This window comes from Alkalibacillus salilacus, assembly GCF_030812915.1.
Taxonomy (GTDB): Bacteria; Bacillota; Bacilli; order Bacillales; family Alkalibacillaceae; genus Alkalibacillus; species Alkalibacillus salilacus.
The window spans coordinates 56,631-81,093 of record NZ_JAUSTQ010000011.1 but is presented as its reverse complement, the minus strand read 5'-3'; the positions used below and the strand labels follow the sequence as shown (position 1 = coordinate 81,093).

Annotated in this window: 24 protein-coding genes, 1 rRNA gene and 2 other annotated features; all 25 genes read left to right on the top strand. The window is 40.2% G+C overall.

Translation table 11 applies throughout. The features are described from left to right. A 5S ribosomal RNA gene (rrf, locus tag J2S77_RS12045) occupies positions 1–94 on the top strand; the annotation flags it as partial. 173 nt (positions 95–267) lie between these two features. Further along, positions 268–942 carry an MgtC/SapB family protein gene (locus tag J2S77_RS12040; protein WP_370871837.1) on the top strand — a complete coding sequence of 225 codons (675 nt, stop codon included), beginning with the start codon at positions 268–270 and terminating at the stop codon, positions 940–942. Between the two features lie 196 nt (positions 943–1,138). Further along, positions 1,139–1,603, top strand: coding sequence for a CtsR family transcriptional regulator (locus J2S77_RS12035; protein ID WP_306977666.1), 465 nt, complete (start codon positions 1,139–1,141; stop codon positions 1,601–1,603). A 14-nt stretch (positions 1,604–1,617) separates the two neighbouring features. Continuing rightward, entirely contained in the window at positions 1,618–2,157 is a 540-nt protein-coding gene (mcsA, locus tag J2S77_RS12030) for a protein-arginine kinase activator protein McsA (protein ID WP_306977664.1), read from the top strand. Then, the gene (mcsB, locus tag J2S77_RS12025) at positions 2,157–3,224 is read left to right on the top strand and encodes a protein-arginine kinase McsB (protein ID WP_306977662.1); all 1,068 of its coding nucleotides are present in this window, start codon (positions 2,157–2,159) and stop codon (positions 3,222–3,224) included. The genes mcsA and mcsB overlap by 1 nt, the downstream gene beginning before the upstream one ends. Before the next feature lie 19 nt (positions 3,225–3,243). Then, entirely contained in the window at positions 3,244–5,706 is a 2,463-nt protein-coding gene (gene clpC / locus J2S77_RS12020; protein WP_306977660.1) for an ATP-dependent protease ATP-binding subunit ClpC, read from the top strand. 84 nt (positions 5,707–5,790) lie between these two features. Further along, the gene (radA, locus tag J2S77_RS12015; protein ID WP_306977659.1) at positions 5,791–7,161 is read left to right on the top strand and encodes a DNA repair protein RadA; all 1,371 of its coding nucleotides are present in this window, start codon (positions 5,791–5,793) and stop codon (positions 7,159–7,161) included. 176 nt (positions 7,162–7,337) lie between these two features. Further along, positions 7,338–8,429 (top strand): PIN/TRAM domain-containing protein, encoded by a 1,092-nt coding sequence (locus tag J2S77_RS12010; protein WP_306977656.1) that lies wholly within the window; start codon positions 7,338–7,340, stop codon positions 8,427–8,429. Between the two features lie 119 nt (positions 8,430–8,548). Continuing rightward, entirely contained in the window at positions 8,549–9,733 is a 1,185-nt protein-coding gene (gene ispF / locus J2S77_RS12005) for a 2-C-methyl-D-erythritol 2,4-cyclodiphosphate synthase (protein WP_306977654.1), read from the top strand. A gap of 43 nt (positions 9,734–9,776) precedes the next feature. Further along, a complete protein-coding gene (gene gltX / locus J2S77_RS12000) occupies positions 9,777–11,237 on the top strand; it encodes a glutamate--tRNA ligase (RefSeq protein ID WP_306977652.1) in 1,461 nt (486 codons plus the stop codon). A gap of 28 nt (positions 11,238–11,265) precedes the next feature. Further along, positions 11,266–11,478, top strand: a binding site (T-box leader). 67 nt (positions 11,479–11,545) lie between these two features. Continuing rightward, positions 11,546–12,208 (top strand): serine O-acetyltransferase, encoded by a 663-nt coding sequence (gene cysE / locus J2S77_RS11995; RefSeq protein ID WP_306977650.1) that lies wholly within the window; start codon positions 11,546–11,548, stop codon positions 12,206–12,208. Then, positions 12,198–13,595, top strand: coding sequence for a cysteine--tRNA ligase (gene cysS / locus J2S77_RS11990; protein ID WP_306977648.1), 1,398 nt, complete (start codon positions 12,198–12,200; stop codon positions 13,593–13,595). The genes cysE and cysS overlap by 11 nt, the downstream gene beginning before the upstream one ends. Next, the gene (locus tag J2S77_RS11985) at positions 13,580–13,987 is read left to right on the top strand and encodes a Mini-ribonuclease 3 (protein WP_306977645.1); all 408 of its coding nucleotides are present in this window, start codon (positions 13,580–13,582) and stop codon (positions 13,985–13,987) included. Before cysS ends, J2S77_RS11985 begins: the two co-directional genes overlap by 16 nt. Continuing rightward, positions 13,984–14,724: a 23S rRNA (guanosine(2251)-2'-O)-methyltransferase RlmB gene (gene rlmB / locus J2S77_RS11980; protein WP_306977643.1), complete on the top strand. Its 741-nt coding sequence runs from the start codon at positions 13,984–13,986 to the stop codon at positions 14,722–14,724. Before J2S77_RS11985 ends, rlmB begins: the two co-directional genes overlap by 4 nt. 5 nt (positions 14,725–14,729) lie before the next feature. Then, positions 14,730–15,239, top strand: a complete 510-nt coding sequence (locus J2S77_RS11975) for an NYN domain-containing protein (RefSeq protein WP_306977641.1) — start codon at positions 14,730–14,732, stop codon at positions 15,237–15,239. Between the two features lie 116 nt (positions 15,240–15,355). Then, positions 15,356–16,009, top strand: a complete 654-nt coding sequence (sigH, locus tag J2S77_RS11970) for an RNA polymerase sporulation sigma factor SigH (protein ID WP_306977639.1) — start codon at positions 15,356–15,358, stop codon at positions 16,007–16,009. Between the two features lie 83 nt (positions 16,010–16,092). After that, positions 16,093–16,239, top strand: a complete 147-nt coding sequence (gene rpmG, locus J2S77_RS11965) for a 50S ribosomal protein L33 (protein WP_306977637.1) — start codon at positions 16,093–16,095, stop codon at positions 16,237–16,239. 27 nt (positions 16,240–16,266) lie between these two features. Next, positions 16,267–16,434 carry a preprotein translocase subunit SecE gene (gene secE, locus J2S77_RS11960; RefSeq protein ID WP_306977635.1) on the top strand — a complete coding sequence of 56 codons (168 nt, stop codon included), beginning with the start codon at positions 16,267–16,269 and terminating at the stop codon, positions 16,432–16,434. A 119-nt stretch (positions 16,435–16,553) separates the two neighbouring features. Continuing rightward, positions 16,554–17,087, top strand: a complete 534-nt coding sequence (gene nusG / locus J2S77_RS11955) for a transcription termination/antitermination protein NusG (protein WP_306977634.1) — start codon at positions 16,554–16,556, stop codon at positions 17,085–17,087. Between the two features lie 135 nt (positions 17,088–17,222). After that, positions 17,223–17,648, top strand: coding sequence for a 50S ribosomal protein L11 (rplK, locus tag J2S77_RS11950; protein WP_167263303.1), 426 nt, complete (start codon positions 17,223–17,225; stop codon positions 17,646–17,648). 194 nt (positions 17,649–17,842) lie between these two features. Further along, positions 17,843–18,541 (top strand): 50S ribosomal protein L1, encoded by a 699-nt coding sequence (gene rplA, locus J2S77_RS11945; RefSeq protein WP_306977632.1) that lies wholly within the window; start codon positions 17,843–17,845, stop codon positions 18,539–18,541. A gap of 43 nt (positions 18,542–18,584) precedes the next feature. Then, positions 18,585–18,743: a sequence feature (ribosomal protein L10 leader region), on the top strand. Positions 18,744–18,787: 44 nt separating this feature from the next. After that, on the top strand, positions 18,788–19,297 hold the full coding sequence (rplJ, locus tag J2S77_RS11940) for a 50S ribosomal protein L10 (RefSeq protein ID WP_306977630.1): 510 nt from the start codon (positions 18,788–18,790) through the stop codon (positions 19,295–19,297). Between the two features lie 52 nt (positions 19,298–19,349). After that, a complete protein-coding gene (gene rplL / locus J2S77_RS11935; protein WP_306977628.1) occupies positions 19,350–19,715 on the top strand; it encodes a 50S ribosomal protein L7/L12 in 366 nt (121 codons plus the stop codon). Positions 19,716–19,910: 195 nt separating this feature from the next. After that, positions 19,911–20,516, top strand: a complete 606-nt coding sequence (locus tag J2S77_RS11930; RefSeq protein ID WP_306977626.1) for a class I SAM-dependent methyltransferase — start codon at positions 19,911–19,913, stop codon at positions 20,514–20,516. Between the two features lie 357 nt (positions 20,517–20,873). Next, positions 20,874–24,428 carry a DNA-directed RNA polymerase subunit beta gene (gene rpoB / locus J2S77_RS11925; protein WP_306977624.1) on the top strand — a complete coding sequence of 1,185 codons (3,555 nt, stop codon included), beginning with the start codon at positions 20,874–20,876 and terminating at the stop codon, positions 24,426–24,428. The last annotated feature ends 35 nt before the right edge of the window (positions 24,429–24,463 follow it).

Below are 24,463 nucleotides of genomic sequence, written 5' to 3'. Positions count from 1 at the left end.
TCACACCTGTTCCCATGCCGAACACAGCAGTTAAGCTCTCTAGCGCCGATGGTAGTTGGGGTTCTTCCCCTGCGAGAGTAGGACGCCGCCGGGCACATCATTAAAGCTAAGAGATATATTGTCTTCTTAGCTTTTTTTGTTTATGATGGAATAATAATTAAACAGTATTCATACATAAAAGGGAACTGGTTTGTTAAGAGGAGTGAAATTGAAATGGACTTGATCCAATATATAAATGAACAATTCATTAATGAAAATTTTGATACCATGTTATATCGTGTATTACTTGCGACAGTACTATGTGGATTGATTGGTTTTGAACGTGAATTAAAAAACCATCAAGCAGGTTTCCGCACTCATATATTAGTTGGTGTAGGTGCCTGTGTAATGATGTTACTATCAGTTTATGGTTTTGACCCTTATATTAATGATCATGATACAGTCCGTTTTGACCCAGCTCGTATCCCTTCTTATGTAATTAGCGGGATCGGCTTTTTGGGAGCAGGAACGATTCTTGTTCATGGTATGACGATCAGAGGTTTAACAACGGCTGCGTCTATCTGGACTGTTGCTGGATTAGGGTTAGTTATTGGTGCAGGTATGTATGCCTTAGGAATTCTTGCAACATTAGTTGTATTACTAAGTTTAATTTTTCTTAACTCATTTGAGAAATTATTTACGCGTCATAAGGATAAAAATCAACTGCATTTATTAATTAATCAAGAGGCTCATATTGGAGAGATTCTAGATTTATTAGAAGAATTTCGGCTACAAATTAAGCGAATGGAAATTAAGAGTGATGAAATGGATCGTCGGAATGTCCATATTGAGCTTGAGAAACGTCAAGAATTTAACCGACATGAATTATTAAATCAGTTAAGTAAATTGAATGATGTCACTTATATTTATAATAATGATGATATGGATATAACCAATAAATAATAGTATTAGATAACGTGTGAACACTATTTGTGCCAGTGTTCACACGTTTTTTTATGCAAAAATAACTATTACAAAAGCAAACAATCAAATCATTTGCAACATAGAAAAATATCAGTATAATGAAAGTATAGTCAAAGATAGTCAAAGTCAAACTTTGATCAATTATAAATGATTGAGAAGTAAGGAGGGAGCAACGGTGAGGAATATATCCGATGTAATTGAAGCGTACTTAAAGCAAGTCATTCAGTCGAGTCAGAGTGATGTCGTTGAATTAAAGCGCAGTGAAATTGCTGACCGTTTTGAATGTGTCCCTTCTCAAATAAATTATGTGATTAATACGCGATTTACGCTTGAAAAAGGTTATTTAGTGGAAAGTAAGCGTGGTGGTGGCGGCTATATCCGTATCATTCGCTTACAGCCGAAATCGAATGAAGCTCTGCTAAAAGAGATGGATTTGGCATCGAATCAACCTTTAACTCAACAAGCTTCATTTGATTTGGTTGAACGTCTTAAAGAAGAAAATTTGATAACAGAGCGTGAAAAACGATTAATGGAGAAAGTTATGCATCGAGATATTCTGGATATACCATTACCGGATCGTGATATTATTCGCGCTAAGATTTTTAAAGAACTATTAACGACCATCAAAATGCACGGTTGATTGGAGGGGTTAAAATGTTATGTCAAAATTGCCAAGAGCGAGAAGCTTCTGTTCATTACACACAAGTCGTTAATGGACAAAAGAAAGAAATGCATTTATGTGAGCAATGTGCTCAAGGTGAGGGTTATATGGATTTTGCAAATGAAAACTTATCCCTTCACCACTTTCTAACGAATATGTTCCCGTTTGATCAAACAAAGGATCAATCCCAACAACAGATGACCTCTGCACAAACGATCAAATGTGAAGGATGTGGCTTAACGTATCATGAGTTTAGACATCAAGGGAAATTCGGCTGTAGCCAATGTTATGAAGCCTTTTCAGATTATCTAGATCCGATATTTAAACGTGTTCATAGTGGGAATACGGAACATGTTGGGAAAATCCCGAAGAGACTAGGCGGTAATTTGCATAAGCACAGGGAAATTAATCAACTCCAAGAACAGATGCAGCAAAAAATTAATGAAGAAGATTTCGAGGAAGCTGCGAATATTCGAGATCGAATCCGTCATTTAAAAGAAGAACTGCATGATGATCATGGGGGTGAAGCGTAATGTCTTTACAAGATTTTATTAATGATGCCATCAGCCCATGGATGAATGATGAAGGTCAGGATTCGGATATTGTCTTAAGCACACGAATCCGTTTGGCACGGAATTTAGAACAAGTTCCTTTCCCGACTAGTGGAGACCAATCATCACAAGAAAAGGTACTCCAGCATATTGAGCAGGAGTTTAATAATCAATCTTATGAGGATTTTAAAAAGTTTCAGTTAGTGAAGATGGCTGATACAGAGCCGGTTGAAAAACGGGTTTTAGTTGAAAAACATTTGATGAGTCCTAATTTAGCTGAAAATAGTCAAACAGGCGCGGTGCTAATTTCGGAAAATGAGCAGGCATCAGTGATGATTAATGAAGAGGATCATTTAAGAATTCAACTCTATTACCCAGGCTTAGGTTTATCTGAGGCCCTACAACAAGCCCAGAAGTTAGATGATTGGTTTGAAGAACGAACGCGGTATGCGTTTAATGAAGAAAAAGGGTATTTAACAAGTTGTCCAACTAATGTCGGAACGGGCTTGCGAGCATCGGTTATGATGCATTTACCAGCGTTAACGATGACGAATCAAATGACCCGAATGGCTCCTGAGATTAACAAATTAGGGTTAGTGGTTCGTGGAATTTATGGCGAAGGCAGTGAAGCGTTGGGTGCGTTGTATCAAATATCTAATCAAATGACGCTTGGTAAGTCAGAAGAGGATATTATTCAAGATTTACAAAGTGTTGTAAGCCAAGTCATTGAAAGTGAACGTCAATCCCGTGAATGGGTGATGCAACAATCGGGTATACAGTTAGAGGACCGGATATTTAGGTCTTACGGTGTGTTGGCTCATAGCCGTATCATTGAATCGAAGGAAGCGGCAAAATGTTTATCAGATGTCCGATTAGGCATTGATTTAGGCTTAATCAAAAACATTTCGAAAACCATTTTGAATGAGTTAATGGTGCTAACGCAGCCGGGCTTTTTACAACACTACGCGAAAAAATCTCTACAACCAGGTGAACGTGATTGGTTTAGAGCGAACTTAATTCGTGAACGATTACAATTAGAGCAATATTAATTGAAGGAGGCAAACAGATATGATGTTTGGACGATTTACAGAGAGAGCACAAAAAGTGTTAGCTTTATCTCAAGAAGAAGCTGTTCGATTAGGTCATAATAATATCGGAACAGAACATATATTACTCGGCTTAGTGAAAGAGGGCGAAGGTATTGCAGCTAAGGCACTGTCGTCATTAAACGTGACAGCCGAACAAATCCAACAGGAAGTTGAACAATTAATCGGTGTCGGTCAAAGTGAACAACAAACGATTCATTACACACCACGTGCGAAGAAAGTCATTGAATTATCAATGGATGAAGCGCGTAAATTAAATCATTCGTATGTTGGAACAGAGCATATCTTACTAGGCTTAATTCGTGAAGGCGAAGGTGTGGCTGCACGCGTCTTTAACAACTTAGGTGTTAGTCTAAATAAAGCGCGCCAGCAAGTGTTACAACTGCTAGGCAGTAACGAATCAACAGGTAATAACCGTCAACAAAAACAATCAAGCAATGCAAGCACACCAACACTTGATTCATTAGCCAGAGACTTAACAGCAGTGGCACAAGAAAGCAATATCGACCCTGTTATTGGTCGTGCTGAAGAAATTGAACGTGTCATTCAAGTGTTAAGCCGCCGCCGTAAAAACAACCCGGTTCTAATTGGTGAGCCTGGTGTTGGTAAAACAGCGATTGCTGAAGGCCTTGCACAACAAATCGTTAATAATGAAGTGCCAGAAATTTTACGTGATAAACGCGTCATGACACTCGATATGGGTACTGTTGTTGCAGGAACTAAATACCGCGGTGAATTCGAAGATCGTTTGAAAAAAGTCATGGAAGAAATTCGCCAAGCTAATAATGTGATTCTATTCATTGACGAATTACACACATTAATTGGTGCTGGTGGTGCTGAAGGCGCAATCGACGCTTCAAACATCTTGAAACCAGCTCTAGCGCGTGGCGATCTACAATGTATTGGTGCTACAACATTAGATGAATATCGTAAATATATCGAAAAAGATGCCGCGTTAGAGCGTCGTTTCCAACCGGTTCAAGTTGATGAACCAACACCGGAAGAATCACAACAAATTCTTGAAGGGTTACGTGACCGTTATGAAGCACATCACCGTGTCACGATTTCACCTGAAGCGATTGAAAGTGCTGTTCGCCTATCAGATCGTTATATCACGGATCGTTTCTTACCAGACAAAGCGATTGATTTAATAGATGAAGCAGCATCACGTGTGCGTTTAAGAAGTTACACAGCGCCACCTAATTTAAAAGAACTTGAACAAAAATTAGATGAAGTGAAGAAAGAGAAAGATGCGGCTGTACAAAGTCAAGAATTTGAAAAAGCTGCTTCTCTACGCGATAAAGAACAGAAATTAAAAGATGAACTAGAGAAGACGAAAGACGAATGGAAAGAAAAGCAAGGTAAAGAAGATTCTGAAGTAACGCTTGAAGATATCGCTCAAGTTGTCTCGACATGGACGGGAGTACCTGTTTCTCGCTTAGCGAAGGATGATAAAGAACGCTTACTCAACCTAGAGCAAACACTTCATGATCGTGTCATTGGTCAAAACGAAGCGGTCGATGCAGTTGCCAAAGCAGTTCGTCGTGCTCGTGCAGGCTTGAAAGATCCGAAGCGTCCAATTGGTTCCTTTATCTTCTTAGGACCAACGGGTGTCGGTAAGACAGAATTAGCACGCGCATTAGCGTCTTCTATGTTCGGTGATGAAGATGCAATGATTCGTATGGATATGTCCGAATATATGGAAAAACATGCGACATCTCGTCTAGTTGGTTCTCCTCCTGGTTATGTAGGCTATGAAGAAGGTGGCCAATTAACGGAAAAAGTACGTACGAAACCTTATTCCGTTATTCTATTAGACGAAATTGAAAAGGCGCACCCTGAAGTCTTTAACATCTTACTACAAGTCTTAGAAGATGGTCGTTTGACTGATGCGAAAGGTCGTGTAGTTGACTTCCGTAATACAGTCTTAATTATGACATCAAACGTGGGTGCTCAAGAATTACGTCGTCAGAAATACGTTGGTTTCAGTGTTGACGATAACCATCAAGATCATAAACAAATGAAATCGAAAGTGATGGATGAATTGAAGAAAGCATTCCGTCCAGAATTCTTAAACCGTATCGACGAGACGATCGTTTTCCATTCACTCGAAGAAGAGCATATTCAAGAAATTGTCCAACTCATGGTTAAACAATTACAAAACCGTCTGTCTGAAAGTGAAATTAACTTCACTTTAACGGATGAAGCGATTAAGAAGATCGCTGATGAAGGTATGGACCTAGAATATGGTGCTCGACCTTTACGTCGTTCACTTCAGAAGAATGTGGAAGACTTCTTATCAGAAGAACTTCTTCGTGGTACGATTCAAACAGGGCAAGAAGTAGAAATTGACGTCAATGAAGAAGGTGAATTCTATATTGCCTCCACGAAGGATCTGGAACCTGAAACAAATGAACAATCATAAGATTAACAGCCGGATTCATAGATAATCCGGCTGTTTTTCTACTTTGTTATAATGTAAGCACCTACATAGGAAAGGGAGTAAATTATGGCTAAATCAAAAGTGATCTTTTTCTGTCAGGAATGTGGCTATGAATCACCGAAGTGGATGGGGAAATGTCCAGCTTGTCACCAATGGAATACATTAGTTGAGGAAAAGGTGTCAAAAAACGCTGATCGTCATCAAGTATCAGGTGAATCCTCTAAACAACGAAAGAAACCTCAATCGATTAAAGAAGTATCTTCACAAGAAGAGGAACGTTTATCGACGCAAATGGAAGAGTTAAATCGTGTACTAGGTGGTGGCATTGTACCTGGTTCGCTTGTTCTTATTGGAGGTGACCCTGGTATAGGTAAGTCGACATTATTACTTCAGCTATCATCTCAAGTGGCGAACAATCATATGAATGTGTTGTACATCTCTGGTGAAGAATCGGAAAAGCAAACGAAACTCCGGTCTGACCGACTCGATGCGAATGAGGATCATTTATACATTATGGCTGAAACAAATTTAGAATATGTAATTGATGCGATTGATCAAATGAACCCATCATTTGTTGTCATCGATTCGATTCAGACCATCTTTAATGATGCGGTCACCTCAGCACCAGGTTCTGTTTCACAAGTTCGTGAATGTACGAGCGCCTTAATGAAAGTGGCAAAATCGAAAGGGATCTCGATCTTCATTGTGGGTCACGTAACAAAAGAAGGAGCGATTGCAGGCCCGCGTTTGTTAGAACATATGGTTGATACGGTTTTATATTTTGAAGGTGAGCGCCATCATACATTTCGAATTCTTCGCAGTGTCAAAAACCGTTTCGGAAGCACGCATGAGATGGGCATTTTTGAGATGAAAGAAGAAGGGTTAAAAGAAGTCAGTAATCCATCAGAAATCTTTTTAGAAGAGCGATCTCAAGGGGTAGCAGGTTCAACAGTAGTCGCCTCGTTGGAAGGGACTCGTCCAATGCTAGTGGAAATTCAAGCATTGATCTCCCCGACCCAATTTGGTCATTCACGCAGAATGGCAACAGGACTTGATCATAATCGAGTCCCGTTACTAATGGCGGTCTTAGAAAAACGAGCTGGCTTATTGTTACAAAACCAAGATGCTTACGTAAAAGTCGCTGGTGGGGTGAAATTAGATGAGCCTGCGATTGATTTAGCGGTTGCTATTAGTGTCTCTTCAAGTTTCCGAGACCAGCCGACACGCCCAGATGATGTATTTATTGGTGAAGTCGGGCTGACAGGTGAAGTAAGACGGGTCGCCCGTATTGAACAACGTGTTCATGAAGCGCATAAACTTGGATTTAAGCGCATTATTCTACCGAGTAATAACCTAGGCAGTTTTACACCACCGGAAGGGATCGAATTAGTCGGAGTCAATTCTGTGCAGGAGGCTCTAAAAGCAGGTTTGGAGTAATTGTGTTACAAACGAGAAAAGTTTGTAACACAATTGACATAAAAAGTTTCATGATGATATAATGATATCTTTTTGACTCAATTTTTTTAAGCGTGCTATAATAAGCTATTATAGTTCATTTATTAACTTATGTTCTATTTTGCTTTTGGCAACACTTAAGAATAGGAGGTGCAAGCATGTTAAAGAGGACGATACAATTGTTTATCGTGGTCGCTGGTGGTGCACTAGGTTACTTATATTCACCTGAAGTTGCATCATTAGTAGGCGTTGACGAGTCAAGTTGGTTCATTCCTTTTATTGGTTTAGTGTTAGGTGCAATCATATTATTTATATCTACTTTTTGGCTCGTGGACTATATTGTCAATCTGTTAAAAGTGATCGAAGAGAAGTTGGTCAAAGCACCAGTGGCTGATTTATTATTTGGTAGTTTAGGTTTGATTGTTGGTCTAGTTCTGGCCTTTCTCGTTAATATTTACTTGCAAGGTTTAAGTAATCCGGTCTTATCTGAGATATTACCTATATTCGTCATGGTGATTTTAGGCTATTTAGGCTTCCAAGTCGGGTTTAAACGACGGAATGAATTTATTAACTTATTATCGATGAATCGTAAAGAATCAGAAGCGGATGAGCATCAGGCAAACGTCAACCAAGCTCCCGACGTTCGCCCGAAAATCTTAGATACGAGCGTGATTATTGATGGGCGAATAGCTGATATTTGCGAGACACACTTTTTAGAAGGATCTATTATTATTCCTCATTTTGTGTTAGAAGAATTACAACATATCGCAGACTCATCAGATGTGTTAAAACGGAATCGTGGTCGCCGTGGATTAGATATTTTAAATCGGTTGCAGAAAGAGGTTCCTGTAGATGTTCAGATCTATGAGGGAGACTTTGAAGACATTCAGGAAGTAGATAGTAAACTAGTGAAATTAACGAAGGTCATGAATGGTGTACTTGTGACGAATGATTTTAATTTAAACAAAGTGTCTGAGTTTCAGAATGTGACAGTCTTAAATATTAATGATTTGGCGAATGCCGTGAAGCCTGTTGTACTACCAGGCGAAGAGATGAATGTCTATGTCATTAAGGCGGGTAAAGAAGACCGCCAAGGCGTTGCATACTTGGATGACGGTACGATGATTGTGGTCGAAGAAGGTAAGAATCATATTGGTGATAGTCTTGATGTTATTGTGACCAGTGTTCTACAAACTTCAGCAGGCCGAATGATTTTTGCGAAACCTAAAGCACTAGATCAAGCGCAATAAAATAACCTAGGGCTGACGCAGTATCAAATGAAAATTATGTGATGTGTCAGCCCTTTTCGTTTGGTAAATGTTCACCTATAATAAATGTAACAAGTTCTATATGAGATAGGAGACGCAGCATGGAACAATATCAAGCCATTGTTTTAGCGGCTGGACAAGGTAAACGCATGGAATTAGGGCAAAATAAACAATTACTTCAATTAGGTGATCGCCCATTAATCGCTCATACACTCAATGTGTTTGAAGAAGATCCTTTGTGTCGAGCAATTTATCTTGTTGTGCAAGCTGATGAACACGATGTGATGAAAGAAGTCGTGAACGAATATAGTTTTGGGAAGGTTATGAAGTACATAACAGGAGGTGCTGAACGTCAGGACAGTGTTCGACAGGGCGTTGAAGCGGTTGAAGAAAACGTGATCACTTTTGTCCATGATGGTGCTCGTCCATTTGTTAGACAAGATGAACTTCATGATTTGTTTGAAGCGACTAAACGACAAGGATCAGCTTTCTTAGCGACACCTGTTACAGATACAGTTAAACAACAATCAGAGCAAGGCATCAAAACTTTAGATCGTAGTACGCTTTATCAAGCGCAAACACCACAGGCATTTCAATATGATTGGCTGAAAGAAGCGCATGATCACGCGTACAAATATGGTGTTATGGCAACGGATGATGTGGCGTTATTAGAAGAAATAGGATTAGAGCCAATCGTTGTGGAAGGCAGCGTGGATAATTTTAAATTAACGAATCCTGAAGATATACAAAAAGCAGAAAATATGCTACAAATGAATAGGTTTGAGAATCGTAAGGAGGAGTCATCGATGGTTCGCATTGGCCAAGGCTTTGATGTACATCAATTAGTGGAAGGACGCCCTTGTATCATAGGTGGGGTGGAGATTCCTTATGATTACGGTTTGAAAGGTCATTCTGATGCGGATGTGTTACTACATACGATAGCAGATGCTGCTTTAGGGGCAGTTGGTCAAGGTGATATTGGCCGCCATTTCCCTGACGATGACCCACAATATGAAGGTTATGATTCAAAACAATTACTAAAAGAAGTATGGCAAGACGTAGAAGCGTTAGGCTATACATTAGGTAATGTTGACTGTACGATTATGGCACAGGCACCAAAAATGGCACCATATGTTGATGAAATGAAAAGTGTCATTGCCTCTATTTTAAACGCTCCTGAAGATCAAGTGAATGTAAAAGCGACAACAACAGAAAAGCTAGGATTTACAGGGCGCAAAGAAGGTATTGCTGCTCAAGCAGTCATTTTATTACACGAAACGTCATAAATTTTGTACAATATGACTTAGACATATGAAAGGGGATTAAATCATGACGGAAAAAGTACGCGTTCGTTATGCACCAAGTCCAACTGGTCATTTGCATATCGGAAACGCTCGAACAGCATTATTTAATTACTTATTTGCTCGTAGTACGGGTGGTGAATTCATCATTCGTATTGAAGATACAGACCAGAAACGAAATGTTGAAGGTGGTGACATCGGTCAGCTAACGTATTTGAAATGGTTAGGCATCGATTGGGACGAAAGTGTTGATATTGATGGGGGTTATGGGCCATATCGTCAAATGGACCGCCTGCATATCTATCAAGAATACGTTGATGAGCTCCTTGAAAAAGGTCTTGCTTATAAGTGTTATATGACAGAAGAAGAATTAGAGCAAGAACGCGAAGAGCAACGTGCTCAAGGGAAGGTGCCGAAATATTCGGGCGCCCATCGTGATTTAACACCTGAACAAATTCAAGCCTTTGAAGATGAAGGTCGTATTCCAAGCATTCGTTTGCGAGTGCCGGAGAACGAAACGTATACGTTTAATGATATCGTGAAGAAGAATATTACTTTTGAATCTGGAGATTTCGGTGATTGGGTCATCATGAAGAAAGACGGAACGCCAACGTATAACTTTGCTTGTGCTATTGATGATTACTTGATGAAGATTACTGATGTCTTACGTGGTGAAGATCACATCTCGAATACACCGAAACAAATGATGGTTTACCATGCATTCGGCTGGGAAGTCCCGAGATTTGCGCACATGACCTTAATTGTGAATGAAGAACGTAAGAAATTGAGTAAACGTGATGAATCAATTATTCAATTCATTGAACAATATGCAGATTTAGGTTATTTACCTGAGGCGCTATTTAATTTTATCGCATTACTCGGTTGGTCACCTCAAGGTGAAGAAGAGCTGTTTACACGTGAAGAGCTGACAGAAATCTTCGACCCAGAGCGTTTATCGACATCACCTGCTGTATTCGACCCAAGTAAACTGAAGTGGATGAACAATCAATATATTAAAGACAGCTCATTAGAGCGTGTGATTGATTTGACGTTGCCACATTTAATTGAAGCAGGTAAAGTGTCTGAAGATATGAGTGTAGAAGACCGCGAATGGGTGGAAAAACTCATCTCGCTTTATCATAATCAATTGAATTATGGCGCAGAGATTGTCGAGCTGACAGAACTCTTCTTCCGTAAAGAAATTAGCTATGATGAAGAGAGCCAGGCAGTATTAGATCAAGAACATGTGCCAGATATGTTGGCGCACTTCAAATCAGAATTAGAACAGTTAGATGAACTGACACCAGAAGATGTCAAAGCTGCAACTAAAGCAACGCAAAAAGCAACAGGTAATAAAGGCAAGCAATTGTTCATGCCAATTCGTGTTGCGACCACAGGGCAAATGCATGGACCTGAATTGCCAGATGCCATTAGCTTACTAGGAAAAGAAACAGTCATTCATCGATTGAACCAGGTCGCATCGTCGTAACGACTTTCGCTTTAGCGACATATGAATAGTCAAAGCGTTGATGAGGAGAAGTAAAACGTCTGATTTAACTCCAGAGAAAGCTACATAAGCTGAGAGTAGCTGTTAAAGATACGTTTGAAATGCACCTCTGAGCCTTCATCTGAATAGGTAGTATGGTGAAGCGGGTTGCTCCGTTACAAGTTATAAGTTGAGAGGTTCATCCTCTAAACAGAGTGGAACCGCGCTGTGTAGCGTCTCTGTCTATATAAGATATAGGCAGGGACGTTTTTTATTGAGATCAGTTACCTCATCACAAGGAGGGAAGGTTAATGTTTAAATTTTTTAAGCTGCTTAAAGAAGATGTAGACGTCGTGTTCGACCAAGACCCAGCAGCACGCAATCGGTTGGAAGTCATTTTGACGTATGCAGGTGTTCATGCAGTTTGGGCTCATCGGTTTGCACACGGCTTTCATAGACGTAATATGAAGTTTATTGCCCGGGTAATATCACAAGTGAGTCGCTTTTTCACCGGTATTGAAATCCATCCAGGTGCTAAAATCGGGCGTCGCTTTTTTATCGATCATGGCATGGGTGTTGTTGTTGGTGAAACATGCGAAATCGGGGATAATGTCACGATTTTTCAGGGTGTCACATTAGGAGGTACAGGCAAGGAAGCCGGCAAACGTCACCCGACTTTAAAAGATAATGTCCTAGTCGCAACGGGTGCGAAGGTACTCGGATCGATCACCATAGAAGAGCATTCAAAAGTAGGGGCTGGCTCTGTTGTTTTAAAAGACGTACCTAAGTATTCAACAGTAGTTGGTATCCCAGGCAATATCGTGGTCAAAGATGGGGTTAAAGTGAAGAAGAACTTAGATCACCACGAACTTCCTGACCCTGTTGCTGATAAATGTGATTATTTGGACCAAAAAATTGCTGAATTACAAGCTGAAGTAAAAGCATTGAAAGGAGAGAATCAACGTGACGATTAGAATGTACAATACATTAACGCGTCAAAAGGAAGACTTCAAACCAATCGAAGACGGTAAGGTAAAAATGTATGTTTGCGGGCCGACTGTCTATAACTATATTCACGTTGGCAATGCCCGTCCGGCGATTGTGTTTGATACGGTCAGACGGTATTTAGACTATCGCGGTTATGAGGTTGAATATGTACTTAATTTCACCGATGTTGATGACAAACTCATCAAGGCTTCACACGAATTAAGTGAAGATGTTCCGGCGATTGCTGAGCGTTTTATTCAAGCGTATAAGGAAGATGTCGGTGCTTTAAACGTGCAAGAAGCGGTTCATCACCCTCGAGTGACTGACACCATGGATGAGATTATTGACTTTATTAAAGGGTTGATCGATAAAGGTTATGCCTATGAAGCGGATGGAGATGTTTACTTTAAGACACGTGCTTTTGATGAATATGGTAAATTATCTCACCAATCCATCGACGAATTGCAATCAGGGGCCCGTATTCAAGTGGGCGATAAGAAACAAGATCCTCTTGATTTTGCGTTGTGGAAAGATGCCAAAGATGGTGAAATAGCTTGGGATAGCCCGTGGGGTGAAGGTCGGCCGGGTTGGCATATCGAATGCTCAGCGATGGCTAAAAAGCATTTAGGTGACACCATCGATATTCATGCTGGTGGTCAAGATCTGTCGTTTCCGCACCATGAAAATGAAATCGCCCAGTCAGAATGCTTTAATGATCAAACATTTGCTAACTATTGGCTCCATAATGGCTATATTCAAATCGATAATGAAAAAATGTCTAAATCACTAGGTAATTTTATTTTGGTGCATGACCTCGTCAGAGAACATGATCCAAACGTTGTACGTTTCTTTATGCTAAGTGTTCATTATCGTAATCCGATTAATTTCAACGATGAATTATTAGCGAGTGCGAAGCGTAGTTTTGATCGTTTGAAATCAGCGTATGATAATTTAGCGCATCGTAAGCAAGCGAGCATGAATCTTTCAAATGATGAGCAAGAATGGCTGGATCAAGTAGAACATCATGTTGACACATTTGTTCAAGAAATGGATGATGACTTTAATACAGCGAATGCGATCAGTGTTTTATTTGATTTAGCTAAAGATGCAAATATTTATTTAGAACAGGACCAAACGTCATCTCATGTGATTGATCGATTTATGGCAGCCTTTGATGAAATAACAGATGTACTTGGTTTCTCATTAGTCACGACTGAGTTATTAGATAACGAAATCGAAGCTTTGATTGAAGAGCGTAAACAAGCAAGAAAAGATCGCCAATTCGCTCGAGCTGATGAAATTCGTGATCAACTAGCAGATATGGGTATTATTTTGGAAGATACGCCGCAAGGAACGAGATGGAAAAGACAATGAATCCTAAGTCGATGAAAAGCCTGACGTTGGCTTACATGGGTGATGTTGTTTATGAAAAAGCGGTTCGTGAATATTTAATTCGAAGCGGAGAAGTTAAACCTAATGAATTGCATAACTTAGCTGTGTCTTTCGTATCAGCGAAGGCACAAGCGGTGGTTATGCTTCATTGGTTGGAAAAAGAAGCATTGACCGAACAAGAAGAAGCGGTAGCTAGGCGCGGTCGTAATGCGAAATCAAGCGTACCAAAAAACACCGATCCTCAAACATACCGTTATAGCACGGCGTTTGAAGCGCTTTTAGGTTATTTATACTTTAGTGAATCATTTGAACGGATAGACGAATTGATAAATGACGCGATTACCATATTGGAAGAAAGGAGTGGATCTGAGTGAGTGAAGAATGGATCACTGGTAAAAATCCAGTACTAGAAACTTTGAAGTCAGGGCGTTCTGTGAATAAGTTATTAGTGTTAGAAACGATGAAGCAACAAGCCCAGCAACAACTGATTCAAGCTGCGAAACAACAAAATGTTCAGGTTCAAAAGGTTCCCAAGCAAAAACTTGACGCAATTGGCAGTCACCACCAAGGTGTCGCAGCCTCAGTCGCAGCTTATGATTACGCTGATTTAGATGATTTGTTTGCTAAAGCCGAAGCTAAAAGTGAGGCACCTTTTTTCATCTTATTAGACCAATTAGAAGATCCACATAACCTAGGCTCTATTATGCGAACGGCTGATGCAGTAGGCGCGCATGGCATCGTTATACCGAAACGACGCTCCGTTCAATTAACACAAACTGTTGCGAAAGCATCAACAGGGGCCATTGAACACATTCCTGTTGTTCGTGTGACGAATATGAATCAGACGATTGAAGAATTGAAGCAAAATGGTGTGTGGGTCGTTGGAACAGATGCGAGTGCTGAAGAGGACTATCGTCATGCAGCTTACGATATGCCAATTGCCTTAGTTGTCGGAAGTGAAGGACAAGGTATGAGTCGACTGGTAGCTAAAAACTGTGATTGGTTTGTTAAATTACCAATGAAAGGCCAGGTTACATCACTAAATGCATCGGTTTCTGCAAGTATATTAATGTACGAGGTTTTGCGGAAGCGCGATCAGGTAGGAGAGTAGGCATCATGATTGTATTAGTAGTGGACGGCTATAATATAATCGGTGATTGGGACGAATTAAAGTCGTTAAGTGAGAGAGATTTAGAACAAGCCCGGTCACGATTAATCGAGATGTTAGCGGAGTATCAAGCCTATACAGGTCACCGTGTTATCGTCGTATTTGATGCCTATTATGTTAGAGGAGTCGAGCGGTTTTATAACACCTTGCAAGTAGAAGTCATTTTCACGCGCGAGAAAGAGACGGCCGACGATAAGATCGAAAAGCTCGTCAAAGATTTAATGAATGTAAAAACGAAAGTCTATGTAGCGACGTCAGATTATGCAGAACAATGGACAATTTTTTCTCAAGGTGCCTTACGAAAGTCGGCTCGTGAGTTAGCGATTGAGATTAATTCAATCGACAAAGATATTCGTCAAAATCTTGAAAAACAAGCTGACGTCAAGCCTAAAGCCAAAATTCCACTCAGTGATGATGTGTTGAAGAAGTTCGAAAATTGGCGTAGAGGGAATAATTAACCAGATTTAGTTGACTGAAAATTCACAACTCCTGTATAATAACCGTATATTTACAAAATGAGCAGTCGATTGACAATGAATCGTGTTAGGTATGGTTCGATACGGGAGGAATCTAAGTGAACATCAAACAAGAGACAAAGAACCACCTGAATTTTGATCAACTAGATGATGAAGTTGTATTGGATTATGTTCAACAAGGCGAAGTCCAAGCATTAGAGCATCTCATCCAAAAATATCGTAGTTTTGTTCGTGCTAAAGCGAGAACATATTTTTTGATTGGGGCTGATCGTGAGGACATTGTGCAAGAAGGTATGATTGGTTTGTATAAAGCGATTCGTGATTTCCAAGATGATAAGCAATCGTCCTTTAAGGTGTTTGCTGAGCTGTGTGTGACGCGTCAGATTATCACAGCTATTAAAACAGCAACACGTCAAAAACATATTCCGCTCAATTCTTATGTTTCGTTGGACAAGCCTGTTTATGAAGAAGATTCTGACCGTACATTAATTGATATGATTGCCGAAGACGAAAAGGCTGATCCTGAGCGATTATTAATTAATCGTGAAAGAATTGTTGATATGGAAATTAAAATGCAAGAGTTATTAAGCGAACTTGAACAAGAAGTTTTAGAACTTTATTTAGATGGACAAACATATCAAGAGATTTCGGATAAGCTAGGTCGTCATATTAAGTCAATCGATAACGCATTACAACGAATAAAACGCAAACTAGAACGGCATATTTCAGTCAATGAGATTACGTTTACCTAAGCCTTACCGCCATTTGACATTGGTAATAGTGAGTGGTAGATTAGTGAAAGTGATAAAATACGTTAATAAAAGAGGTATGTGTGATGCGTAAGAAGGTCGCATTGGCTTGTACCGAGTGCCATAATAGAAACTATACAACTGAGAAACAGACACAAACCTCAGATCGAATAGAGATAAAAAAATATTGTAATCGATGTGCACAACATACGCTCCACCGAGAGACAAAGTAACATGGTAAGGTGTTAGGAGGGGAAAACGTGATTAGCTTTTTGAAAGATGTTAGTCGTGAAATGCGGAAAGTAAGTTGGCCAACAGGTAACGAATTAACACGTTATACGGTCATTGTTATTTTGACGGTTTTATTTGTCGCTATTTACTTTACAGTCGTAGATCTAGGAATTTCGCAAATTCTAGAATTACTATAATGGTTTTATGATTGAAATGCATTAAAATGTGATATAATGTTGACAAAAGAAACCCGCTCGGCCGGGTTTTTTATATTGTCAAAAAACCCGGAGAAAGTATAGGAGGGAAAGCCGGATTTATGGAAAAGAATTGGTATGTCGTCCACACGTATTCAGGCTATGAAAACAAAGTGCGATTAAACTTAGAAAAACGTATCGAATCAATGGGTATGGAGGATAAAATCTTCCGTGTCATTGTCCCTGAAGAAGAAGAGACCGAAGTGAAGAATGGCAAAAAGAAGACCGCAATGAAAAAGACCTTTCCAGGTTACGTGTTAACTGAAATGATCATGACAGACGATTCGTGGTTTGTTGTGCGTAACACGCCAGGTGTGACAGGGTTTGTTGGTTCTACAGGGTCAGGACAAAAACCGACACCACTACTACCAGAAGAAGCAGAGCATGTTCTAAAACGCATGGGTGTCCAAGAAACACAACAAGAAGTTGATTTCGAATTGAAAGAATTGGTTCGCGTGACAGATGGTCCGTTTGCTAATTTCGAAGGTACGATTGAAAACATTGATGCTGATAAACAAAAACTAAAAGTTCACGTTAATATGTTTGGTCGTGAAACGCCAGTAGAATTAGACTTTAATCAAGTCGAAAAAATCTAATCAGATGGTTGCATTTTTAATATAAAGATGCTAGAATTTTTATGTTTCGTACGGCTAAAAATGTCGTCGTAATAAATGAGTGGGAGGGACAAGAGTTCCCGCAACCACATCACGGACTTTAAGGAGGTGTGTCTCGTGGCTAAAAAAGTAGTAGACGTTGTAAAATTGCAAATTCCTGCAGGTAAAGCGAACCCAGCTCCGCCAGTAGGTCCGGCGCTAGGTCAAGCTGGTATTAATATCATGGGATTCTGTAAGGAGTTCAACGCACAAACAGAAGATCAAGCTGGTATGATTATTCCGGTTGAAATTTCGGTTTATGAAGACCGTTCATTTACATTCGTAACCAAAACGCCACCTGCTGCGGTGCTTCTTAAGAAAGCAGCTGGTATCGAGTCAGGTTCTGGTGAGCCAAACCGTAATAAAGTAGCTTCAGTAACAAGCGATCAAGTTCGCGAAATTGCTGAAACGAAAATGCCTGACTTAAACGCTACTGACGTCGATGCGGCGGTACGTATGGTTGAAGGTACTGCACGTAGCATGGGCATCACGATTGAAGGATAATCCTTCTAAACTTGAAAACGCTCGGGGGAGGTTGCGGAAGTCGTTTCGCAACCTTTATTACGGCGTTTAAAGGATAAGCAGTTCTGTGCATAGCCAAAGCACATGATACTGTCTTCGCCTAAAGGCTCGTATGAATACGAGTTGACTTTAGTGGGAGGTTCAACCGTTAAAACCACATTGAGGAGGAAGTTAAAATGGCTAAAAGAGGTAAAAAGTTTCAAGAAGCGTTAAAGCTTGTTGATCGTTCAAAAACTTATAATATTCAAGAAGCAGTTGAACTTGTTAAGAAAACATCAATTGCTAACTTTGATGAAACAGTTGAAGCGGCTTTCCGTTTAGGGGTAGACCCTAAAAAAGCTGACCAACAAATTCGCGGTGCAATGGTTCTACCACACGGTACAGGTAAAAGCCAACGCGTTCTAGTAATCGCTAAAGGTGATAAAGCGAAAGAAGCTGAAGCTGCAGGTGCAGATTACGTAGGCGACCAAGAATATATTGATCAAATCAATAATGGTTGGTTCGAATTTGACGTCGTTGTTGCAACACCTGACATGATGGCGGAAGTTGGTAAGCTTGGTCGAGTATTAGGACCAAAAGGCTTAATGCCAAACCCTAAAACAGGTACTGTAACGTTTGAAATTGAAAAAGCTGTTCAAGAAATCAAAGCTGGTAAAGTTGAATACCGCGTTGATAAATCAGGAAACGTTCATGTACCGATCGGTAAAGTATCATTCGATGATCAAAAACTCGTCGAAAACTTTGAAGCCCTAACTGAAACATTAGTGAAAGCTAAACCGCAAACGTCTAAAGGTACTTATATGCGTAATGCTTCAGTATCATCAACAATGGGTCCTGGAATCCGTGTTGATATTTCAAGTTACGCTAAAAAATAATTGACTTTCAATTATATATTAGTTATAATTTGAGACGTTGTTAAATTAAATAATGATTATACCGTAGACAGCAGGGGCGATTCGTCGCTTAATTCCCGCCCTGCCGAGGTGTGTGACGTGATATAATTGGACACTCGAAATGTGTACAAAATAAATCCATCATGCCTCCATGTCTACATGGAGGCATTTTTTTGATGCTATAAACACCACACGGTATGATGATAAATAAGACTAGGGGGTGGAACGATGAGCAAAGGTCAAGTACTTGAGCACAAAAAGCAACAGGTTGAGATGATCGCTGAAGGTTTCCAAAACAGTAAGACATCAGTACTTGTTGACTATCGTGGCCTTGACGTAGATGAAGTAAGTGAACTTCGTCAACAACTTCGTGAAGCAGGTGTGGATTTCCGCGTTTATAAAAACACAATGACACGCCGCGCAGCTGAACAAGTTGGTTATGAAGAATTGAACGATGTACTAGTTGGACCTACAGCAATTGCATTCTGTGAAGAAGATGCTGTTGCCCCAGCAAAAGTTATTGGTCAATTCGCTAAAGACCATCAAGCACTTGAAATTAAAGGTGGCGTAATTGAAGGACAAATTGCAACAGTTGATCAACTGAAAGAACTTGCAGAACTACCGTCACACGAAGGTCTTGTTGCGATGCTTCTTAGCGTACTACAAGCACCAATGCGTAACTTCGCATATGCAACACAACAAGTTGCAGATCAGAAGAATGAAGAAGAAGGCGCTTAATCCAGTCGCCTAAAACGGATAAAAAACACAAATTACAAGGAGGAACTTAATCATGACTAAAGAGCAAATTATTGATGCGATTAAGGAAATGTCAGTTTTAGATCTTAACGAATTAGTTAAAGCAATTGAAGAGGAGTTTGGTGTATCAGCAGCAGCACCAGTTGCAGCAGCAGGTGCAGCAGGTGGCGAAGAAGAAGCTGAAGAACAAACAGAATTCGAAGTTGTTCTTGCGGACGCTGGCGACTCTAAGATCAAAGTTGTTAAAGCAGTACGTGAAATCACTGGCCTAGGTCTTAAAGAAGCTAAAGAATTAGTTGACAATGCACCTGGTACAGTTAAAGAAGGCGTTGCGAAAGAAGACGCAGAACAAATGAAAGAACAACTAGAAGAAACTGGCGCAACAATCGAATTAAAATAATAGTCATTAAGTTAAATAAGCTCGCTGACCAATCTATCAGCGAGCTTATGTTTGTTTAAGTTAATGTTCTTAAAAGCACTAAAACTAAGCTTTCGCTAGATCCTTTTTGGCGGAAGCTCAGTTTTTCTTATTGAATCAACATATAATTTACAATTCCCCAACTAATAATGATCGAGTTAGCGAGAAGGTGAGATTGTGAGTGAACAATATTTTACGAATAGCCCCCAAAGCGAAAGCCATCCGTCCCAATTTCAGACAAAAATCAACGATATAAATTTAATTTTCCATACGGATGATGGTGTTTTTTCCAAGAAACAAATTGATTACGGCACGCGTGTTTTACTAGAACATTTTTCGATACCGAATGAATCGGGGCGTGTTTTGGATGTTGGGTGTGGTTATGGTCCGATTGGCATCACCATTGCTAAACAACATGAGGGTTTTAGCGTTGACATGGTGGATATTAATGAGCGCGCGATTCAATTAGCACAAAAAAATATCCAAGAGAATCAAGTTAAAGAAGCTAATGCTTTCGTCAATGATCGACTGACAGACCTTTCAACTTATGAATATTCAGCTATTATCACGAACCCGCCATTTCGAGCAGGGAAAGCGGTTGTTTTTGATATTGTTGATCAAAGTTTTAGGTGTCTCATTCAGCAGGGTGAATTGTGGTTAGTTGTACAAAAGAAGCAAGGAGCTCCTTCGTTAAAAAAGAAAATGGAGGATGTTTTCGGGAATGTTGACGTTATAAAACGGGATAAAGGTTATTATGTTTTAAAGTCAATTAAAATTGACTAGCTTGTAGCCTTGTGATATCATTAAAAAATGCCACTAGATACAAAACTTTGTCAAGTTATTTTTCATACTTTCTAAAAAATATTAACAAAGAGTTGTAGATAAGTGAATTAGAGCCGTTTTGAGGTATAAACTGAGCACGTTAAACCGATAATGGTTACATGCTCGTTTATAGATATATAGTTTATCATGTTTTCGATGAATTGTATATCCTTTGAAAAAAGTTAGATATAACATTTGTAAACCATACAAATGTTGTTATATAGGCTTGTGAAACGATGTGGATCAAGCAAGTTCGGCATGCCTAAATGTCGGACGGTTTTTTGTTTTAAATATTTGGTTGTTTGAGGGGTGAAGCAGTTGACAGGTCAACTAGTTCAATATGGTCGACACCGCCAGCGTAGAAGCTACGCGCGAATTAGCGAAGTGCAAGAATTACCGAACTTAATCGAGATTCAAACCGCTTCGTATCAATGGTTTTTAGATGAAGGGTTAAAAGAAATGTTTGCTGACATTTCACCAGTAGAAGATTTCACTGGTAACCTCTCATTAGAGTTTGTGGATTACTCATTAGGTGAACCGAAGTATTCGGTCAATGATGCAAAAGAACGTGACGTAACGTACAATGCGCCGTTACGTGTGAAAGTTCGCTTGTTAAACAAAGAAACAGGTGAAGTGAAAGAACAAGAAGTCTTCATGGGTGATTTCCCATTAATGACAGACACAGGTACGTTCATTATTAATGGTGCTGAACGTGTTATTGTATCTCAACTTGTTCGTTCACCAGGTGTTTATTTCAGCGACAAAATTGACAAGAACGGCAAGAAAGGTTACACGGCAACAGTTATTCCGAGCCGAGGTGCTTGGTTAGAATTTGAAACTGATGCTAAAGACGTTGTTCATGTGCGTATTGACCGGACACGTAAATTGCCAATCACCGTGTTGTTACGTGCTTTAGGTTTTAGCTCTGATGAAGAGATTATTAATTTATTAGGTGATAACGAGTTTATTCGTAACACCTTAGAAAAAGACAACACAGAAGATAGTGAAAAAGCACTGATCGAAATTTACGAACGGTTACGCCCGGGTGAACCACCGACAGCAGAGAACGCAAAAAGCTTGCTTTATTCCCGCTTTTTCGACCCGAAACGTTATGATTTAGCCCGTGTCGGTCGTTACAAAATGAATAAGAAACTTCAAATTAAAGATCGCTTGTTTAATCAGACGTTAGCAGAAACAATTGCCGACGAAGAAACAGGTGAAGTGATCGCTCGAAAAGGCGATAAACTGAACCGTCGTTTATTAGATAAGATCATTCCTTATCTAGAAAAAGAAGAAGATGCCGTTGGAGAGCAGGTTTTAGAACCACAAGACGGTGTGTTAGAAGATCCTGTGAAAATCCAATCAGTTAAAATCGTTGATCCGACTGATCCAGATGGCGAGAAAACAATTAATGTCATTGGTAATGGTATTGTTGATGATGAACTTAAACATATCACTTATTCAGACATTGTAGCATCAATCAGTTACTTCTTTAACTTGTTGCACACAGTTGGTAAAACAGACGATATTGACCACTTAGGTAATCGTCGTTTACGTTCTGTAGGTGAATTATTGCAAAACCAATTCCGTATTGGCTTGTCTCGTATGGAGCGTGTCATTCGTGAACGTATGTCTATTCAAGATACAGAGTCCATTACGCCGCAACAGTTAATCAATATTCGACCGGTTATTGCATCTATTAAAGAGTTCTTTGGTAGTTCGCAGTTATCACAATTCATGTACCAAACGAACCCACTAGCTGAACTGACACACAAACGCCGTTTATCAGCTTTAGGGCCAGGTGGTTTAACACGTGAACGTGCTGGTATGGAAGTCCGTGACGTTCACTACTCGCACTACGGTCGTATGTGTCCAATTGAAACACCAGAAGGGCCAAACATCGGTCTGATCAACTCACTTTCATCCTATGCCAAAGTGAATCCATTTGGTTTCATTGAGACGCCATACCGCCGTGTTGACCCAGAAACAGGTAAAGTAACGGGTCACACCGATTACTTAACAGCAGACGAAGAAGATAACTACATTGTTGCTCAGGCAAACGCAACATTGAATGAAGACGGTACTTTCGCGGATGAAGAAGTTATTGCTCGTTTCCGTGGTGAAAACATCGTTGTTAAGCGTGAACAGATTGACTACATGGACGTATCACCGAAGCAGGTTGTTTCTGCAGCGACAGCATGTATTCCATTCTTAGAAAATGATGACTCTAACCGTGCCTTAATGGGTGCGAACATGCAGCGTCAGGCTGTACCTTTGGTTGATCCTGAATCACCAACAGTTGGTACAGGTATGGAGTATGTATCTGGTAAAGACTCAGGTGCAGCAATTGTTTGCCAACACGAAGGTGTTGTAGAGAAAGTTGAAGCAAAAGAAGTTCATGTTCGTCGAATTGAAACAGTTGATGGTAAGGAAGTAGAAGGCGATTTAGATCGCTACCGTTTCCAAAAATTCATCCGTTCTAACCAAGGTTCTTGTTATAACCAACGTCCAATCGTTTCTAAAGGTGATCGCTTGGAAAAAGGTGAAGTGATCGCTGATGGACCGTCAATGGATCGCGGAGAACTAGCTTTAGGTCGTAATGCATTAGTTGCCTTTATGACTTGGGATGGTTACAACTATGAGGACGCCGTTATTATGAGCGACCGTCTGGTTAAAGACGACGTGTTCACATCGATTCATATTGAAGAGTTCGAATCGGAAGCGCGTGACACGAAACTAGGTCCTGAAGAGATTACGCGCGACATTCCTAATGTTGGTGAAGATGCTCTGAAAGACTTAGATGAGAGTGGAATTATCCGCGTTGGTGCTGAAGTAACAGATGGTGACATTCTAGTCGGTAAAGTTACGCCAAAAGGTATGACAGAATTATCATCTGAAGAGCGTCTACTTCACGCTATTTTCGGTGAAAAAGCTCGTGAAGTTCGTGATACATCTCTACGCGTACCGCACGGTGGTGGCGGTATTGTACACGACGTAAAAGTGTTCAATCGTGTTGATGGTGACGAATTATCACCAGGCGTTAACAAACTTGTTCGTGTTTATATTGTTCAAAAGCGCCGTATTTCTGAAGGTGACAAGATGGCAGGTCGTCACGGTAACAAGGGTGTTATCTCGCGTATTTTACCGGAAGAAGATATGCCATTCCTACCAGATGGTACGCCAGTAGATGTCATGCTTAACCCATTAGGTGTTCCGTCTCGTATGAATATCGGACAGGTGTTAGAATTACACCTCGGTATGGCAGCTCGTGAATTAAATATCAACGTGGCATCACCTGTCTTTGATGGTGCAAACGAAGAAGATGTTTGGGAAACGATGGAAGAAGCTGGTTTAGCTCGTGATGGTAAGTCCGTTCTTTATGATGGTCGTACTGGCGATGCATTCGATAACCGTGTTTCTGTTGGTGTCATGTATATGATTAAGCTTGAACACATGGTTGACGACAAACTACACGCTCGTTCGACTGGACCATATTCACTTGTTACACAACAACCACTTGGTGGTAAAGCCCAGTTTGGTGGTCAGCGTTTCGGTGAGATGGAAGTTTGGGCTCTCGAAGCATATGGTGCAGCGTACACACTTCAAGAGCTCTTAACCGTTAAGTCTGACGATGTGGTCGGACGCGTTAAGACGTACGAAGCAATCGTCAAAGGTGAGAACTTACCTGAACCAGGTGTTCCAGAATCATTCCGCGTCTTAATCAAGGAACTGCAAAGTCTTGGTATGGATGTGAAAATGTTAACGGATGATGAAACGGAAATCGATATGCGAGATTTAGAAGAAGATGATCAATCGACTGATCAATTAAACGTCAATATAGAACGTCATGAGCCAGAGGAGTCGGCTGAATAATTGTTCTATCAATTAACTGTTCGAAAAAATGAGGG

Excerpts from the sequence above, each read along its gene's own strand:
- gltX (WP_306977652.1), top strand. The coding sequence starts at position 9,777 with ATGACGGAAAAAGTACGCGTTCGTTATGCACCAAGTCCAACTGGTCAT.
- mcsB (WP_306977662.1), top strand. The coding sequence starts at position 2,157 with ATGTCTTTACAAGATTTTATTAATGATGCCATCAGCCCATGGATGAAT.
- nusG (WP_306977634.1), top strand. The coding sequence starts at position 16,554 with ATGGAAAAGAATTGGTATGTCGTCCACACGTATTCAGGCTATGAAAAC.
- J2S77_RS12010 (WP_306977656.1), top strand. The coding sequence starts at position 7,338 with ATGTTAAAGAGGACGATACAATTGTTTATCGTGGTCGCTGGTGGTGCA.
- rplJ (WP_306977630.1), top strand. The coding sequence starts at position 18,788 with ATGAGCAAAGGTCAAGTACTTGAGCACAAAAAGCAACAGGTTGAGATG.
- clpC (WP_306977660.1), top strand. The coding sequence starts at position 3,244 with ATGATGTTTGGACGATTTACAGAGAGAGCACAAAAAGTGTTAGCTTTA.
- rpmG (WP_306977637.1), top strand. The coding sequence starts at position 16,093 with ATGCGTAAGAAGGTCGCATTGGCTTGTACCGAGTGCCATAATAGAAAC.
- cysE (WP_306977650.1), top strand. The coding sequence starts at position 11,546 with ATGTTTAAATTTTTTAAGCTGCTTAAAGAAGATGTAGACGTCGTGTTC.
- rplA (WP_306977632.1), top strand. The coding sequence starts at position 17,843 with ATGGCTAAAAGAGGTAAAAAGTTTCAAGAAGCGTTAAAGCTTGTTGAT.
- J2S77_RS11975 (WP_306977641.1), top strand. The coding sequence starts at position 14,730 with ATGATTGTATTAGTAGTGGACGGCTATAATATAATCGGTGATTGGGAC.
- rplL (WP_306977628.1), top strand. The coding sequence starts at position 19,350 with ATGACTAAAGAGCAAATTATTGATGCGATTAAGGAAATGTCAGTTTTA.
- J2S77_RS11985 (WP_306977645.1), top strand. The coding sequence starts at position 13,580 with ATGGAAAAGACAATGAATCCTAAGTCGATGAAAAGCCTGACGTTGGCT.
- ispF (WP_306977654.1), top strand. The coding sequence starts at position 8,549 with ATGGAACAATATCAAGCCATTGTTTTAGCGGCTGGACAAGGTAAACGC.
- radA (WP_306977659.1), top strand. The coding sequence starts at position 5,791 with ATGGCTAAATCAAAAGTGATCTTTTTCTGTCAGGAATGTGGCTATGAA.
- J2S77_RS12040 (WP_370871837.1), top strand. The coding sequence starts at position 268 with ATGTTATATCGTGTATTACTTGCGACAGTACTATGTGGATTGATTGGT.
- mcsA (WP_306977664.1), top strand. The coding sequence starts at position 1,618 with ATGTTATGTCAAAATTGCCAAGAGCGAGAAGCTTCTGTTCATTACACA.